This is a genomic window from Gemmiger formicilis (assembly GCF_900167555.1).
Lineage (GTDB): Bacteria > Bacillota > Clostridia > Oscillospirales > Ruminococcaceae > Gemmiger > Gemmiger formicilis.
In genome coordinates, this window is sequence record NZ_FUYF01000008.1 from 42,475 (window position 1) to 59,046 (window position 16,572).

At 52.7% G+C, this 16,572-nt stretch carries 14 protein-coding genes; all 14 read right to left on the reverse strand.

Features of this window, described 5'->3' with window-relative positions:
- Positions 1 to 14 precede the first annotated feature (14 nt).
- Positions 15 to 860 carry an HAD family hydrolase gene (locus B5D32_RS08320; protein ID WP_078784595.1) on the reverse strand — a complete coding sequence of 282 codons (846 nt, stop codon included), beginning with the start codon at positions 858 to 860 and terminating at the stop codon, positions 15 to 17.
- Complete coding sequence (locus B5D32_RS08325; protein ID WP_078784596.1) at positions 847 to 3,186, reverse strand: glycoside hydrolase family 65 protein; 2,340 nt, start codon at positions 3,184 to 3,186, stop codon at positions 847 to 849. The genes B5D32_RS08320 and B5D32_RS08325 overlap by 14 nt, the downstream gene beginning before the upstream one ends.
- A 12-nt stretch (positions 3,187 to 3,198) precedes the next feature.
- Positions 3,199 to 4,053: a PIG-L deacetylase family protein gene (locus tag B5D32_RS08330; RefSeq protein ID WP_078784597.1), complete on the reverse strand. Its 855-nt coding sequence runs from the start codon at positions 4,051 to 4,053 to the stop codon at positions 3,199 to 3,201.
- A gap of 6 nt (positions 4,054 to 4,059) precedes the next feature.
- Entirely contained in the window at positions 4,060 to 4,899 is an 840-nt protein-coding gene (locus B5D32_RS08335) for a carbohydrate ABC transporter permease (RefSeq protein ID WP_078784598.1), read from the reverse strand.
- On the reverse strand, positions 4,896 to 5,801 hold the full coding sequence (locus tag B5D32_RS08340; protein WP_078784599.1) for a carbohydrate ABC transporter permease: 906 nt from the start codon (positions 5,799 to 5,801) through the stop codon (positions 4,896 to 4,898). Before B5D32_RS08340 ends, B5D32_RS08335 begins: the two co-directional genes overlap by 4 nt.
- A gap of 75 nt (positions 5,802 to 5,876) precedes the next feature.
- Positions 5,877 to 7,178: an ABC transporter substrate-binding protein gene (locus tag B5D32_RS08345; protein ID WP_078784600.1), complete on the reverse strand. Its 1,302-nt coding sequence runs from the start codon at positions 7,176 to 7,178 to the stop codon at positions 5,877 to 5,879.
- Positions 7,179 to 7,324: 146 nt separating this feature from the next.
- A complete protein-coding gene (locus B5D32_RS08350; RefSeq protein ID WP_078784601.1) occupies positions 7,325 to 9,055 on the reverse strand; it encodes a sensor histidine kinase in 1,731 nt (576 codons plus the stop codon).
- The gene (locus B5D32_RS08355; RefSeq protein ID WP_143402712.1) at positions 9,039 to 10,637 is read right to left on the reverse strand and encodes a response regulator transcription factor; all 1,599 of its coding nucleotides are present in this window, start codon (positions 10,635 to 10,637) and stop codon (positions 9,039 to 9,041) included. The genes B5D32_RS08350 and B5D32_RS08355 overlap by 17 nt, the downstream gene beginning before the upstream one ends.
- Positions 10,638 to 10,701: 64 nt before the next feature.
- On the reverse strand, positions 10,702 to 12,375 hold the full coding sequence (locus B5D32_RS15675; RefSeq protein ID WP_078784603.1) for a M23 family metallopeptidase: 1,674 nt from the start codon (positions 12,373 to 12,375) through the stop codon (positions 10,702 to 10,704).
- The gene (locus tag B5D32_RS15210; protein ID WP_159447015.1) at positions 12,362 to 12,499 is read right to left on the reverse strand and encodes a hypothetical protein; all 138 of its coding nucleotides are present in this window, start codon (positions 12,497 to 12,499) and stop codon (positions 12,362 to 12,364) included. The genes B5D32_RS15675 and B5D32_RS15210 overlap by 14 nt, the downstream gene beginning before the upstream one ends.
- A 90-nt stretch (positions 12,500 to 12,589) precedes the next feature.
- Entirely contained in the window at positions 12,590 to 13,024 is a 435-nt protein-coding gene (locus tag B5D32_RS08365) for a DUF3846 domain-containing protein (protein ID WP_078784604.1), read from the reverse strand.
- Positions 13,025 to 13,029: 5 nt separating this feature from the next.
- Positions 13,030 to 15,315 carry a VirB4-like conjugal transfer ATPase, CD1110 family gene (locus B5D32_RS08370; protein WP_143402713.1) on the reverse strand — a complete coding sequence of 762 codons (2,286 nt, stop codon included), beginning with the start codon at positions 15,313 to 15,315 and terminating at the stop codon, positions 13,030 to 13,032.
- A gap of 47 nt (positions 15,316 to 15,362) precedes the next feature.
- Positions 15,363 to 15,695: a PrgI family protein gene (locus tag B5D32_RS08375; RefSeq protein ID WP_078784606.1), complete on the reverse strand. Its 333-nt coding sequence runs from the start codon at positions 15,693 to 15,695 to the stop codon at positions 15,363 to 15,365.
- Position 15,696: 1 nt separating this feature from the next.
- Entirely contained in the window at positions 15,697 to 16,527 is an 831-nt protein-coding gene (locus B5D32_RS08380; RefSeq protein WP_078784657.1) for a VirB6/TrbL-like conjugal transfer protein, CD1112 family, read from the reverse strand.
- Positions 16,528 to 16,572: the final 45 nt, after the last annotated feature.

Consider the following 16,572-nt stretch of genomic DNA (forward strand, 5'->3'; position numbering starts at 1 on the left):
CTATTCCTTATCGTTCACTGCTCACGCAGAAAAGTCAAGAAGGTTTGGATGCCTCCGCCAAGTTTCTTTACCTGTTCGGGTCTTACGCCCTTCAAGTCGGAGACATCGTAGAAATCGCCGTTTTGGGTCGTTTGGGTCATCATACCGGCATCACTGCCGAAAATGGAATCCGTGACGCCAATAAACTCATCGCCCCAGAAGCAGCAATCCTCGGCAGCAAAGCCGAAACGCGCAAACAATGCGTCCACGTTATCACTTTTGCCGGTGGGGCCGACTTCCAGATATTTTGCATCGGTTGTAGCGCGCAGCGGCATTTCCGGCGTACCGAAGGATTCTGCCATCGCAATGACCGTTTCAATGCTGTCAATGCCGTGCTGCTGCAAGATGTGCTGCAGGCGGGCAGCCTCGCCCTCCTGCAAAAACAGATTCTCGCCGCGGTTGTTGGCGGGCATCAGGTCGATCTTGCAGTAATTCGGGCGGCTGAAAACAATATCGGTGTTCATGCCGTATTTTTCCAACAGCTCGCGGTGGATGCGGTAGCAGGCATCGTGTACGGCAAGGATGCCCTTGGCATCCGGCACACGGTCAACAAGGATGGTCGGCTGCCCTGTAGCATCATACCCATAGTCGAACGCGCCGCGCCCCAGACCGAGATACAGGTTTTCCAGCTGCTTCGGCGTAAAATAGCTGTGCAGCTTTCCGCCTGCAATGTTCTCGTAGGTCGTACCGCTGACTATGCAGAGCTTTACCCCTTTATCCAGCAGCGGGCGCATTGCGTTGACGGCATCCTCGACAGGCGCTTTGCGGGAGAGAACCGCTGTGCCGTCCCAATCAAAAAAGATTGCTTTATAGTGCTTCATGGCAGGTTGCCCCTTTCTCGGTCAGTTCGTAAGGCTTGCCCTCGACAAGGAAGTTGACAGCATCGCCGCTTTGCAGCGTGATGGTCCAGCCGTCCGGCAGCACATCCACTGCCAGTACGGACTCTTTGATTTTCACAGTGAAGTGATAGCCGTTCCACGCTTCGGGAATATAGAATTTGAACTCCGGCACACCGTTTACAAGACGCAGACCGGCAAAGCCAAAGACAATGCTCTGCCATGTGCCGGCCATATTGGCGGCATGGATACCGGCGTAGAAGTTGTCATGGTAATCATCCAGATCCATCCGGGCAGACTGGGCAAAATAGGTGTAGGCGTCCTCGTGACGTCCGATACGGCTTGCCAGAATACCAAAGATGCAGGTGGAAAGCGAAGAATGATGCAGCGTTACGGTCTGATAGAAGTCGTAATTGCGCAGCAGCTCCTCATCGGTAAACAACGCACTGTACAGCATCATACCCATGATGGCATCGGCCTGCTTGCTCATTCGCTGGCGGTAGATGAACAGCGGGTGGTAGTTTTCGTACAGAAGATGCCGCTTTTCCGGCGGGATACGGGAATCATCCCACGGCTTGCGAAGCATAAAGCCATCGTCCTGCAAATAGACCTGCCGCTTTTCATCATAAGCAAAATACATAGCATCGGCTGTCTTTTTCCACAGGGCAGGCTCGTCCGGATCGAGCTGAATTTTTTCGATCAGCTTTTGGTAAGCATCGGGGCGCTGTTCCTTCAGCGTTTCCAGCGCGTTGACGGCGGCATACAGGTTCTGCTGCGCCATCAGGTTCGTATAGAAGTTATTGTCCACAATGGCATTATACTCATCGGGGCCGGTCACGGAGCAGATGCAGTATTTGCCGCCGCGGCACTCGGCAAAGCAGCCTACATCCGCCCAGACGCGGGCCGTTTCGCACAGAACCTCGGCTGCTTTGTCGGCAAGGTAGTCAATGTCGTTGGTGACAGTAACATAGAGCTGGAACGCATAGGCCACATCCGCATTGATGTGGTACTGCGCCGTACCCAGCGGGAAGTAGGTAGATGCTTCCTCACCATTGATCGTGCGCCAAGGATACAATGCACCGATGGGATGCCCCAGCACACGGGCACGGTCGCGCGCTTTATCCAGGGTGCTGTAGCGGTAGTCCAGCAGACTGCGTGCAAGCTCCGGCTGAGTATAGACAAAGACCGGCAGGACATACATTTCGGTGTCCCAGAAGTAGTGACCCTCATACCCTTCGCCGGACAAGCCTTTGGCACCCATACCTGTTCTGCCATCACGTCCTGATGCCTGCATGATATGATACAGGTTGAAGCGCAGTCCCTGCTGCAGAGGCACATCGCCGTCCACGCGAATATCGGCAGTCTCCCAGAAGTGCTCCATCAGGGCAGCATGGGCGGCAAACTCCTTATCATATCCGTCAGCGGCAAAGGCAGTCAGTTCCTCATTCACAAACGGGAGCATGGCATCCTTGTCCATATCAAGGGAGTCGGTGTAGACGGTCAGCTTTTCCAGTGTGATCGTGTGACCCTGCTTGGCGGCAAAATCGTATTCGATCCAAGCATCGACATCGTTTGCCTGATGCCGGGTCGCAGCTGCTGCCTCCGAGAGCAGATGCACCGAGCCGCAGGCCATCGCCAGCTTGCTGTTGACAGCGGTGCTTTGGCAGGTCATAGTTTTGTCATCGGCGGTCAGTGCATCGGGCAGCAGATGACGCCCAAACGGACCGTAGTCCACCAGCGGATTTGTGGTACGAGTATGGTTTTCCACATCGGCGTCCAGTGCGCTGTGCAGCGTCAGCGTACCGCTGAAGTTCACGGGGGTAACGCTGTAGCGCTGTGCCATGCGGTTTTTGTGAGCAAGGCTGACAAAGCGGATATTTTCCACCCGGACAGTTTTACCGTTGGGGGAGATCCATTCAAAGCTGCGCACGACCTGACCGTGCTTCATATCCAGTGTGCGGCGGTAATTTTGCAGTGTGCCGGTACGGATGTCCATAGGCTCACCGTCAATCACAAGACGAATCGTCTTGCAGTTCGGCACATTCAGGATCGTCTGGCTCTCCGTCGGGAAACCGAAGTTCCACTCGCCGTAGCGGACGTGCTCCTGCTCGTACAGCCCATTGAGGAAATTGCCCTCCAAGCCGTGCTGCTCGTCAAAATCGTAGGCTTCCTCATGGGTGCCGCGGGTGCCGATATAGCCGTTGGAAAGCGCAAACGTCGTTTCGTTGCGGTAGTTCATCGCAAGATCAAGGTGATCCTCCGTTACATTCCAAGGCTCAAAGGGATAAATTGGGGTCTTGTTGGTATCCATTGCAAATTCTCCTTACAGGTCTACTTTCCAGAATACCTCGTCTGCTTTTACAAACGAATACAGAAAATCCACGGCATCCGGCTTTAAGGCCGTTTTATGGCAGGAAATGGCGCGGTGCTTGAGGTTCTGCGCCAGATCTTCGTTCAGCATTTCCTGCGGAACGGGCAGAACGATACGATTCTCCCAGCGCAGTGTACTGGCACTTTCCAGTCCCTCCGGGCAGGTCAGCGGACGAACACCGTCACGCAGCGGCCAGTTTTCATCCCCTGCGGGCGAATGGACAATGCCGGTATAGAGGGTCGGAACTTTTTTGCCAGCCTCACGGCGGCTGCGCAGTTCATCGCAGATAAACTGGTACAGCCCGCTGTGGTCACCGTGGGTATCGCAAAGTGCCGTGGTAATGATGCTGTCCGGTTCGATTTCGTCGAGTACGGCTTTCAGATCCTGCACAAAGCCGGCTTTTGTATACGGCGCAGGCATACCGAAATGCTGCGCGTGGAAATCCGGCTTTTCGGGCAGACCGTAGGTCTCCGTGCCGCAGTGGGAGGGATGAACCTTGTTCTCATCGGTTTCGTCATACAAGCCAGCAAGGAAGCTCTCCGCCCGCGGCATACCGGTGTCAGCATAGCCGAGGAAGGTAACCTGCTCACCGGGAACCCCCAGCAGTTCCACGCCCGCCAGCGTTTCACGCAGACGCGCATAGCCTACGCTGTGGTCGTGACAGCCGTAGTCGCCGTTGGTCACCATTACCACATGGGGGTTCAGCCCCGCATGGGCAGCCGAATACAGCACACCGGCCGTCAAAAGCAACTCATCGTCCTGATGGGGAACGATTACCATGATTTTACCAAAATCTGTGATTTTCATTTTCAATTACCCCTTCACAGCACCGGCAGCAACACCGGCAATAATATACTTCTGCATGAACAGATAGAAAATCATCAAAGGTGCAACGCCCAGCATCATCATCGGGAACATAGCAGTCCAGTCGGTGGAGAACTGACCGATGTTGCGGGAAACCTCCTGCAGGATGACATCGTTGGCACGGCTCTGCAGGAAGAGCAGCGGGGTCATAAACTCGTTCCAGACATTCAGCGTAACGATGATGATAACGGTTGCCATGACCGGCTTGAGCAGCGGAAATACGATGGTGAAGAACTTCTGAATCGTGCCGCAGCCGTCGATTTCAGCGGCCTCCTCCAGTTCAACAGGCACCGTAGAGTGAACGAATTCACGGAAGAGGAACACCGCCTGCGGCATATTCACAGCCACATCGACAAGAATGACGGCGAAAGGGCTGTTCATCAGGTGCAGCGCCTTGACGATCTTGTACAAGCTGACAATGTTCATCTGAAATGGCACGACCAGACCGGCCAGAAAGAACAGGAACAGTCGACCGCCGAGCTTGGAGCTTGTGCGCGCCAGTGCATACCCGGCCATACTGCCGAACAGCACGATGAGAAAGACGCTCATTGCCGTGATAAACAGTGTGTTGGCAAACGCACGGGGAAACTCCATCTTCTGCCATGCATCAATGTAGTTTTGCAGATTGATAGTGCTGGGCAGCGCCAGTGGGCTGGCGGTAGCCTCCGCAGGAGATTTCAGCGTTGTGACGATCAGATAGTAAATAGGGACAGCCCAGAGAACAGCGAGCAAGACCATCAATGTTTCGGTAATGATCAGGCCGCGTCTTTCAAATTTACGCGTATTCATTGAATAGAGTCACTCCATTTCTGCATAATCGTGTTCATGATGGCACTCAGAATCATAACGACAACGAAGAAGCAAACGCCGAACGCCGCGCCCTGATTGTAGAAGCCGTCCGAGATGCCCTTGCGCATCATGACCATCATAACGGTCTGGGTGGCATCGCCGGGGCCGCCGCTGGTCATCGAATAGATGACATCGAATGCCTTCATGCCGCCGATCAGGCCGGTGACAGCCACGATTTTGACCGAGGGGCACATCAGCGGCAGCGTGATACGGAAAAAGCGGGTAAAGCCGCTGGCACCGTCGATCTCTGCTGCCTCGTACAAATCGCCCGAGATGCTCTGCAGGTTGGCGAGAAAGATGACCATAGCCCAGCCGGTCCACTGCCAAATCTGCGTGAGCAGGACAGAGTAAAGTGCGTTTTGCGAGGTGAAAAAGTTGAAAGTCGGCAGCCCCACCTTAGCTAGCAGATTGTTGATAAGGCCGTAGTTGGAGGAGGAAAGGATAAAGTTCCACAGGTAGCCGATGATCAACGAGGAAAATACTGCCGGGAAAAAGAAGGTCGCGCGCAGCAGATTGCGGGTGCGCAGCTTCATATTCAGGATGACAGCCAGCGGCAGACCCAGCACGACCTGCGCCCCGGTCAGCACCACGGCGTAAATCAGCGAGTTTTTAATGGCCGTGCGCATCAGGGGCGAATTCAAGACCTTGATATAATTGTCGATCCCGGTAAAATGCAGATTTATGGGATTCATATCGGTATAATCGGTAAAGCTGTAATAGATCGTAAAGAGGAACGGCACAATACTGAACACCAGATATACGATCAGCGCCGGTGCCACAAACATGGCAAAGTATTTGCCCAATGAACCGGGCACATACTTTTTTTTGGTCTTTGTAGGCATTTCTGACCTCCGTTTTTTGAAAAAAAGAGCCTCAAACCCTCGATTGAAAGTTTGAGGCCATGGTTACGAATTGATTTACTTGCTCAGCAGCTCAGCAACGGCGGCATCGACGTTAGAGAGCGCAGTGGAGAGGTCTTCCTCACCCAGCAGGTATTTCTGCATCTCGGTGCCGTAGTCCTCGTGCGCACCGGCAGCAGAGCCCCATTCATTCCACGGGCAGTAGACATTGCCGGCATCAATGGCGGATGCAACGCTGGAGTAGACATCAGGCAGGTCAAAGGAAACACCACTCATGTAGGAGGAACCGCCCTGGTTGTTCTCCCACAGGGCCTTCTGACCTTCCTCGGTAGCGATAGCAGCCAGAACCTTGAGGGCTGCTTCCTTGTTGGCGCTGTTCTCGTTAACGGCGAAGCCGCAGCCGGGGCCGCCGATCAGCCAGCCGGCGCTGGCCTTGGTGCCGTAGAAAGGCATCATGTTGAGATTGAGGTCAGGGTTCTTGGACTGGATGGCCTCCAGATCCCACGGGCCGGAGCAGAACATAGCGGCATTGCCGGTGGCGAACTCTTCCAGAGCCTGATCGTGGTCGATACCGGTCATATCGGTGGTGTAAACACCGCTGGTGATCATCTCGCTCCACTTTTCGAGGTACGGATTCCAAGTGCCGTTCAGAGTAGCCTGACCCTCGCGATATTTGCCGCCGAAGTCTTTGCCCTCATCAGTGGAGAGGTACTCGGCAGTGACAAACGCCATGGAGTTCTTCAACATCGGCTCCCAAGATTTCAGACCGGCAGCCAGCGGCTTGATGCCGAGGTCTTGGAACTTCTTGCAGACATCCAGATACTCGTCAAAGGTGGTGGGCAGTGCAATGTTGTTCTGTTCGAACAGATCAACATTGTAGTAGATGCCCTCGAACCAAGAGATGCCGGGCAATGCGTAAGTCTTGCCGTCATAGCTGTAAACGGAAGTGCCAGCATCAGAGAACTTCGCGCCGAGGTCGCTCACATCGGCCAGATAGCCAAGTTTTGCGTGCTTCAGGGCAGAAGCGGGAGATTCGCAGATGATGTCGGGACCTTCACCGGCAGAAAGCTGGGTATCCACGATGGTGTCGTAGTTGGAGTTGTCGATGAACTGATACTCGATCTGAACATCGGGAACAGCCTCGCCCAGATAGTCAAGCAGTGCCTTGACGGTGTCCTCGCTGTTCCAGTAGGTCATGCGCAGCGTAACCTTGTCACCGGATGCGGTGCTTTCTGCCGTAGTGCTGCTGGCAGTGCTTTCAGTGGCGGTGCTGCTTGAGGTGGCGGTAGAGGAGCCACCGCAGGCGGCGAGGGACAGAGCCATCGACGCTGCGAGCACGGATGCGATTGCTTTTTTCATGTTTGTTTTCCTCCTTGCAGTGTGTTCTGCTTTCGATGGCTTTATTGTACCCGAAATGTCCAAAATGCGAAATAGAACATTTTTTCGAAAACTAACACTATTTTACAGAACACCCCACCGACAGAAATTGTATCGGTGGGGTGCAATCAGGCTTCAGTGGGTGTTTCTTTTTCCAATGTACGGTTCAATTTCAAGGTGAAGCAGGTCTCGCCGTCCTCTGTGATTGATGGGAAAAGCCCGCTGCCGGAGCCGTAGTACAGCTCAATGCGCTCACAGATATTATAAATACCGTACCCTGTACCGGGGGTGCGCATGACTTCGGCCACCTTTTGCAGGTCGATAGCGCCGCCATTGTTGATGACGCGGAACACGATAAACTCATCCTCGCCGCGGCATTCGATGCGGATATGCCCTTTTCCGTCCTCCTCTTCATACTCTAAGCCGTGCTTGACGGCATTTTCCACGATGGGCTGCAGCATGAAGTTGAGCATCCGGTAATCAAGCTGGCTTTCCTCAATGTCGTATTCGGCATCAAAGCCGTTGTCATGGGTCAGCTGTTGGATACGCACATACGCCTTGATGTTTTCCAGCTCCGAGCGCACCGTGGTTAAAGGCTGACCGTTGTTCAGGCAGGTGCGGTAGAATTTTGCCAGCAATCCCGTTATCTCGCTGATGTCATCATTGCCGGAGCGCAGCGCCTTCCACTTGATGTTGGACAGACTGTTGTACAGGAAATGCGGGTTGATCATCGCCTGTAGGGCGCGCAGCTCACTGGCTTTCTTTTCGATCTCCATCGTATAGACCTGATGGATCATATCATTCAGCCGGTGCGTCATCTGCCCCATGCTGTTTGTCACCACGCCGATTTCATCGGTATCCGTGGTGGAAAGTTCCTTATCCAGATGTCCTTCTGCCACATATTCTGCGTATTCCTGTAATTTCAGGATGCGGCGGGTCAGGGCTGTAGCCAGTAGGTTAATGACGGCAATGGAAAGGAACAGGCAAATCAACACCACTAAAATCGTTGTATTCAAAATCGGCTGCAATTCTTTTGTGATGTTTGCTTTGTCCAGATAGTAATAAATGCTCCAATCGCTGACTTCCATTCGGCTTTTATAGAGCATCCCCTGTTCAAGTGCAGCGGTCTCGCTGCCATCCTCAGCCAGCAGGCGCACGGCTTCGTCCAAAGCATCCACGCCGCTGTTGCGGGCATAGACGGTCTGACCGTTTTCGTCCACGATACGGATGCCATTGTCCAGATAATTCATACTGTCAGTGGCATCCAGCAGCGAGGCCGGATAACAGAACATCCGCAGCACCGCAATGACCTCACTGCTGGAATTCGTATCGAGAATCGCACGGTTGGCACAAATCTCCGTCCCATCGTAGGTCCAGTGGGTCGCATAGCTGTCCAGCGCCTGCTGATACCAAGCCTGCTGGCTTACGGTATCATCCACCGGCAGCAGGAAGTTGCCGATTTTGTCGCGGACTTTTGTGGAGTAGACCTCCATTCCCTTGACATAGGCGTCCCCTGCGATAAAGTACCAGAAGGTCGGCTCCACCGAGGTGTTCATGACCTGCGCCATCGTGGAGGCGTTGTGGCCACTATTTTCCAGCGCGTTGCGGAATGTCAGGTTGTAGGCAAGAAACCTCACCGTGGAGCCCTCCCGCTGGAAGCGGGTATCCAGTTCTGAGGTCAGGCGCGTCAGGTTGCTTTCCATCGTGCTGCGAATTTGGCGTTCGGTGTTTTCCTTCGACTGCTGGTAGCTGTAAATGCCCAGCACAAGGATCGGCACCATAACCAAAATACTAAAGCTGATCAGCAGCTTACTGCGAATAGGCAGCTTATAGGCGAACCATTTATACAATGCTTTCATCGCGTTCGCCCTCCCTGTACTGGCGGGGCGTTACGCCGAAATAGTTCTTGAACAGCTTATTGAAGTAGGAGGGGTTGTCGTAACCGCAGTTCCTGGCAATTTGGGAAATTTTCAAATTGCCATCTGCTACCATGCGCCGCGCCTTGTACATACGCAGGTCTGTGATGTATTTGATAAGATTCTGCCCCGTCATCTGCTTAAAGATGTAACTCAGGTACGAAGGCGTAATATATACTTTTTCCGCGATGTATTCCAGGCTTAACGGTTCGCCGTATTCGGCATCCACAATTTTCTGCACCTGACGAATGATAGCGGAGCTGTCCTCCGTTTGCGGTTCTGGTGTTCCCTGCAAAGATGCCATGATTTCTTCCAGCACACCGCACATGGCTGCTGCCGTATTGCAGCTTAAAACCCGATTGATACCGCGCCCAATTTCGTTGCGGTCCTGTATGCCGTAAGCACGGTACATCTGCGCGAGCAGATCATACAGGACATGATACATATACATCTTGCTCAAAGAACAGTTCTGCCCAAGCTGCTGTATCAGGCGTTGTACCGTGGACAGAAAAATCTCCGGGTGATGTTCATTCAATGCGGCCTGCACCTCGGCACGGAGCTTTTCTATGGCTTCTGCATAGTAGCTGACCGACTCACCGATCTCCTTCTCCAGCAGGAGCGCATCGGGTGCTTCATACAGTTCGTTGCGAATTCTTGACAACGCTTGCGCACGGGCAGAGATATTCTCCAAGCCGGTGAAATCTATGCCCAACAGCAGCGATGCCTCGCAGCCATTCTGCCGGAGTTTTTCCTGTATGCCTTTTAGCTTATCGCCCAGACGATCAGACAAATCATATTTGCTGTAAAAGAGGACGAATGCTTCATCTGGGTAAGTATTGATGTATTCAAACTTATATTTCGTACAATCCTTCAGCATTTGACAAAACGCATCTTCATTTGTAGCAAAGTAGTCATTCTCGGTCTGCACATGAAGTAAGCAAAGCGTCTGTCCAGAAAACCATTCTTCCGTAATGTGTGCTTTCCCCAAGCCCGTTCCTGTCACAAGGCGGAATAAAAGTTGTTGACGATATTCCTCGCCGCGCTGCTGCTCATCTTTTTTCTTTTCAGCCAGCTCATCGCACTGTGCCAGAATCTGTGCCATAACGCGCTGGAACTCATCGACCTCGATGGGTTTTAGCAGGTAGCTGACAGCCTGCGCCGCCATCGCCTTTTTGGCAAACTCAAACTCCCCGTAGGCGCTGAAAACGAGGATACGCACATCGGGGTATTTTTCAAAAGTGTGCCGTGCCAGCTCCAAGCCGTCCATCTGCGGCATTTTTACATCCGTAAGTAAAATGTCGACGGGGTGGGTTCGCATATATTCGAGCGCCGTTTTCCCGTTGGTTGCCTGTGCGACCTCCAACGGTAGTTTATATTTTTCAATCAGGAAAGAAATGCCTTCGCGCTCGATGGATTCATCATCGACGATCAAAATTTTGTACATTTTGCACCTGCTCTGTCTAATTTTGAGTGTAGTGTTTTGCCTTTTCACATTTAAGTATACAGTATGTGCAAAATTATTCAAGACACTTTCTTAAATTTTGTTGATTTTTCTGTACAATAGCTACCGAAACACCAGCGCACTACCATTACTGTGCGACCACTAAATCCAAGGGGTTCATTCTCACGCCGTTTTGTATCACCTCGAAATGCAGATGGAAACCTGTGCTGTCGCCGGTATTGCCTACATAACCTATAACCTGCCCTGCCGTTACCGCTTCACCTGCGGTAACGGCAGTTTGCGTCATGTGGGCGTACCGCGTGGACAGGCCCGCGCCGTTGTCCAGCAAAACTTGGTTGCCGTAGCTGTTGTTCCAGCCGGAAATGATGACCGTGCCGCTGTGGGCGGCGAGGATAGGCGTACCCTCCGGCGCGGGAATGTCCGTACCGCGATGCCCGGAATTACCGTAAGCGTCGTCGTCACCAAAATTGCAGGAAATATAGGTGTGGCCGGGCAGCGGCCAACATAACTCGCCATCCTCGATGATGCCGATGCCGCCGCAGAGGGCAAGCAGCGTAGGGCGCATTTCATCGGAAAGCAGTTCGTGCAATATGTCTTTTTGGTCTTGGGTGAAATTGTACAACTCGGCCAGTTCATCCACAGTTTTGCTGTTGACGATGATGTGCAGGATGTATTCAGTCTGCTGCTCCGGGTCTGGGTCGTCCTCGGTGGGTTCGGGAGTGGTGTCTACTTCTTCGACCTCGTAGGTGATTTCGTGCATAGACCAAAAGGCGTCTTGAATACTCTGCTTTTGGGCGGCATTGATAACGACAACGTCGCTATCGGAGTTTAGGTTGGTATGTACCGCAAAGATGGCCAGCACCTCCGGCCAGTAGCTTGCCCATGTGTGACCGTTCTCGTAGTCGTAGGTGATGGTAGTTTCGCTGCACTCCGGGTGGGCAGATACGATGTCATTGATGGCCGCGCCGAAGTCGGCGTTGGTGTCGGCTACGATTTCGGCAATAGGGATGCTGTTGGGATCGCCGGATTCATCGGCAAACAAGATGCCCATCGGTGAGCCGATCACTGCCGCAGCCGCGCCTATGACCATCGCCAGCAACAGCACCACGCCGCCCGCGCCAAGCAGCGCCAGCAGCGATTGCGCGGCGCGCCGCACAGTTTGGGAGAGCAGGGCTTTGATTTTGGCTGCGATATAATGAACGCCACGGCTGATTGCTTCAACCGTGGTTTGTTTATTGCTGATTGTGGGCAGCTTGGGCGCTTGGGTAACGAGAGGAGCGGTATTGCCCGCCGCTGTGGCAGCCGTCTGCTTTTGCAGATAGCGGCGCACAGCCTCGCGGCTCAGGTGCTGCCGCTTTAAGCGCTGCTGCATTTGGGCTCGGTAGGGCGGCGGTGCTGGTGTGTCCGATGGCGACACAGGGGCTTGCGGCGCTGGTGTTTTGGCTGAGATGGCCTTTTGCCGGAAACGCTGCTTTTTGAACATTTCCCTGCGCTCGGTCTGCGTGGGAACAGTGACTTTTTCTTTTTCAGTCGGCTTTGATGCAGATTGGGTGCTGCACCGCAAGGTGAGATTCTTCCGCTTCTCCTGCATTGCACGAAACTTGCGGTAGCTCATGCGGGCGGTGCTTTTGGCGGTGTTGCCTGTACGGGCAGCCACATCGGAAATGCCCTGCTGCACCTCGGTTTGTGCGTATTCTTCGGGTGATTCCTGCCGCTGCTCGGCGGGGCGTTCGCTCTGCGCCTTGGCCCGCATAAGTGTTTTGCGCACAAGCTGCTTGCGCTTTGCTTTAATTCCGGGCATCGTCAATTACCACATCGTCCAACTGGCGCGCATATTCCGGGTAGTTATCCATCACCTTGCAGCGGTTAAGGTGGGTTAAGTATGCCCTACGATGGGGAGGGGTCATAAATTTGGGGTCGGTCATGGTGGTATCCTCCTATTTTATATAAAAGTTGTGCTTCTTGATTTCTACGGCGAGCGGCACCCCGCTTTTTGTTTGTGCAGAATCATGGTGTTAGCGCTCCCCGTGGTCGATGGGCTTGACTTTCAGTTTGTTGCCGTCACGCTGGAATTGTTCGTACTGTTCGGGGGTGCATTTCATCGGCAGGAAGCTGTGTACCATAGGGAGAAAGGCGATTGGGTGGTGGTAGAGCTTTTCATAATAGGCCATCTGTTCATCGGTCAGACTGATAAGGCCGTCATCACTATCCCCACAAACAATGAAAGACCCGGCAATGCAGCCATCATACCCATAAAGACGGTTTGGCGGCAAATCAAGGTCCTGCGCGGCGTCATTGCTGATAATGCAAGCGTTATCCCGCCACGGATGGCAAACGGTTAGATCTTCGCCTACAAGTTTCTGTCGTGCTTCGTATGTGTTGGGAATTGTGCGTTCCTCCGGGTATTTACCGGGCTGCACATACAGCACGCGGATTTCATTTTCACTCATAGGATTCACTCCATTTCACCGGGTTTGGTCGTGAGTAATTTGTAAGTCTTAGTATCCTTGGGCTGTGGGTTGTTGAATGGGATAAGGCTGTTGCCCATCTTGATGATACCCTCACCGGGTTGGGCCAACAGCAAATATTTCCGCTGCGGCTCGGACAGGCCGTACAACTCCACCACGCTGTCAATGTCCTTGGTTTGGCGCAGCATGACCACAAATTCGGAGTTTGCCAGCATGGCATAGGCGGTGTCATTGGTAAGGCAGTCCTGCACATTTTGCGTGATGCCGGTGGCGTAGGCGTTGTACTTTCTGAATCGCTTCCAACTTGTGTACAGGAAATTGGCGCTTAAAGAATCGCGCAGCAGCAGATAGATTTCGTCAAAGTACACCCATGTGGCGGCCTTGGGGTCGTTGCGTTCGTTGCTCATAACAGCGGTGTTGATGTACTCCAGCATAGAGAGCATGGCAACAGGTTTTAACTGCTCTCCCAAACTTTGGATGTTGAAGCAGATAAGGCGGTTGCTCATGTCCACATTGGTGGGCTGGGCGAACGCTTGCATACTGCCGGTGGCGAAAATCCGCAATGCAAGCGCGATTTCCTTTGACCGTTTATCGCGCTGATTGTTCAGTGCCATCCACAAGTCCTTGATAGTCGGGCATGGCGCGGTATAGTGGGATTCCATCAAGGGTTTGTAGATGTTTTCAAGGGCATCATCAATCAGACTTTTATCACCGGCCAGAATATGCTCCTTGCCCATTATCTGCTCACACAGGCTCAATACAAATTCTGCCTTGGCAACATGGGGAGGTATTTTCGTTGCCTTATCGTATTTGAAGTCCAGCGGATTAAAGTGCGTAGCGCTGTCCACCGAGATATTCACAACCTCGCCACCCAATTCCTGCACGAGGGGCGCGTACTCATTTTCGGGATCTACGACATAGAAACGTGCTTTTGTGAAGCGCAGATACAGCATCAAAATTTCCAGCTTAACAAACATGGATTTACCGCCGCCGGAGGTAGCGACAACCATTGCATTGCCGTTGACAAGGCTAGTGCGCAGCCCGATGATGAGATTGCCTGTCACGGCGTTTCTGCCGTAACAAATGCCACCCGGTGTGAGAATTTCTTGCGTATTGAACGGTACAAGTGCTGTCAGCGATTTCGTCAGCATCGTGCGCACACTTTCAATGCGCCGCAGACCGTAGGGCATGGCCGTGTTAAAGGCACGTTCCTGCTGAAAGTACAACTCGGTGAATCGGCAGTTATAGTTCGCCGCCGTGGTTTTCAGTGCATCGGTTTCCAGCGCGAGATCTTCCAGTGTGTCAGCGAAGTAAGTGACGGTGAGCAGGCTCAAAAACATCTGCTGGTCATTTTCCGTCATTTCTTTACGGATGCTGGCAATGATGCGGTCCTGCTCCTGCGTCCGCTGCGGCACGGAGGAAGTGAAGTCCAGATTTTCCACGGATTTCTTATTGAAACGGACTTTCTCGGCATCGGTTTTCATCTGCGCATTGTCAATTTCTTTGAAAGCATCCTCGGTTTCCACCGGCTCAATGTCGATTGATAACACAATGTATGGCACTTGCTGAAGCAGTGCGGAGATAAACTTATCATCAAGCTGCTGCGGGTACTCGCTGATCGTCATGCACTTGGCATAAAAATCCTCGATTTCAATATGCTTTTTGCAAAAGCGGATGCAGTCCGGGGCGATAGAATCGCGGAAGTCCTGCCCCAGTTTGGCGCAATTATCAAAGTCGAAGTTAAAACGACCCTCCTCGGAAATGCGGAAAAACTTGTGCAGTACCTCCAGCCGTGCGCGGTTGTCCAGCGGCGTGACGGCACATTCCAAGGCGGAAAATGCAGACAGCAAATGCCCCTGCACCTGTACAAAGCGTTCGCGGGCCTCTTTTACGCCGGGTTTGTTCGTGGACACGATGATGTACTTATGCTGCACCACATTTCCATTTTCGCGGGCGTTGGCCTTGATTTGGCGGTTGCGTTCGGCGCGGAGGGCATCAAAGCCGTCGTTCTCGCGGTGGTACAGCACATCACGGGCAAAGGCTTTTTCATCCATGCGCTGGCTGACGATGCAGACTTGCATCCAGCAGTCAGCAGGGATGCCCGCGTAGACCGTGCCAAGCTGCGTTAAAATATTCTGCTTGGCCGCGTCACTCTGCATGGCGTAGTTGATGTCGCTGATTTGCCACATCATGCTGAACACATTTTCCGATTGCCAAACACCGTCTGCATAGATTCTGTCGATGGGGATGCTCTGCTGCACGGAACGGGGCATTTTATAGCTGCCGCGCGTTTTTCGCGTAGATGCGTACTCACTTAGTCTCAATGCTTATCACCTTTTTTCTTTTTGCAATATTTGTTTTCGGTTTTCCATAACCGCCAATCGTTTCTGATAACTGTGCTGTCTATTACAACAAGCAGGAATTTTTCAAAGGTTAGACAGTCATAAGTAAAAAATCCTGCTGCTGCAATCGGCGCAGCGGCCACAATGCAGACCCAGCCCGCCGTTTCATGACCCAACAGCGAGGTCAGCCCCAAATAGACCGCAACTGCCACGGCAATGGCCGCGCCGGAGCAAATCATCTGCCGCAGATTCAGCCCCAAAAAGATTTCCTCTTGGTAATGGCGGATTTCTTTATTTATCGGAATTTGCATATTACAATCCCATCATTTCATGGATAATTCGGTCAGAGCCTTTGATAAGGCCAACCAATACGAGCATATTGAAAACTGTTTCCGCAAGATAACTCCACACAATAGTGGTCGCCTCGCCGCTGGCTACTGTTGGCGTACTGACAAACGCCGAGTAAATCACGCAGGCCAGCACAATGACCGCACCCTCTAAGCACACGCCGACATAACTTTTCAAAAATGATATGCCCACGGATTGTGTGCTTTCCCCCGCAAAAGCCGCCAGCGGCAGCGGAGCCAGCGCTGTGTACATATACAAGCGGAAAAAACGGCCATACACGGTAAGGATCATTACAAAGGAAAGCACCGTAATGAACAAGCTGCCGAGAATCGTTACGAGCCATAGCGGTATGCTGGCGAGAAATCCCACATTTTCGATAGCCGTTTGCATTTCTGCGGGCAGCGACACCATAGCTTCTGAGATACCGCCCATGCTGTCGGCCATATCTGTGACGATGCCGTTACAGATGGAAAACACATTCAGCATAATGTCCATGCCATATCCCACAAGTGCCTTTGCCGCCACAAAGCGGAGAAAGTAGTGGATAGCAGCTTCGGGGCGTTTTAACTCGTGAAAATTCATTGTGTTTTTGCATAGCGATATAGCAAAGAACAGCACGACCAGTGCATAGCCAATGCCAACCATACCATTGTGCAGTGTCTGCATCACGCTCCACACTGCGCCGCCCTTAAAAGTTTGGGGGCCGGTTGTCACCAGCCCCCATAACTCGCCCAGCTTTCCATTCCATGTGGAAAAAGCATTGTTCAGATTCTCAACGATCCAGTTTTGATTCAAGTTTTCACCCACTTTCAGATAAAAGAAAACAGCCGACAGAAAGTC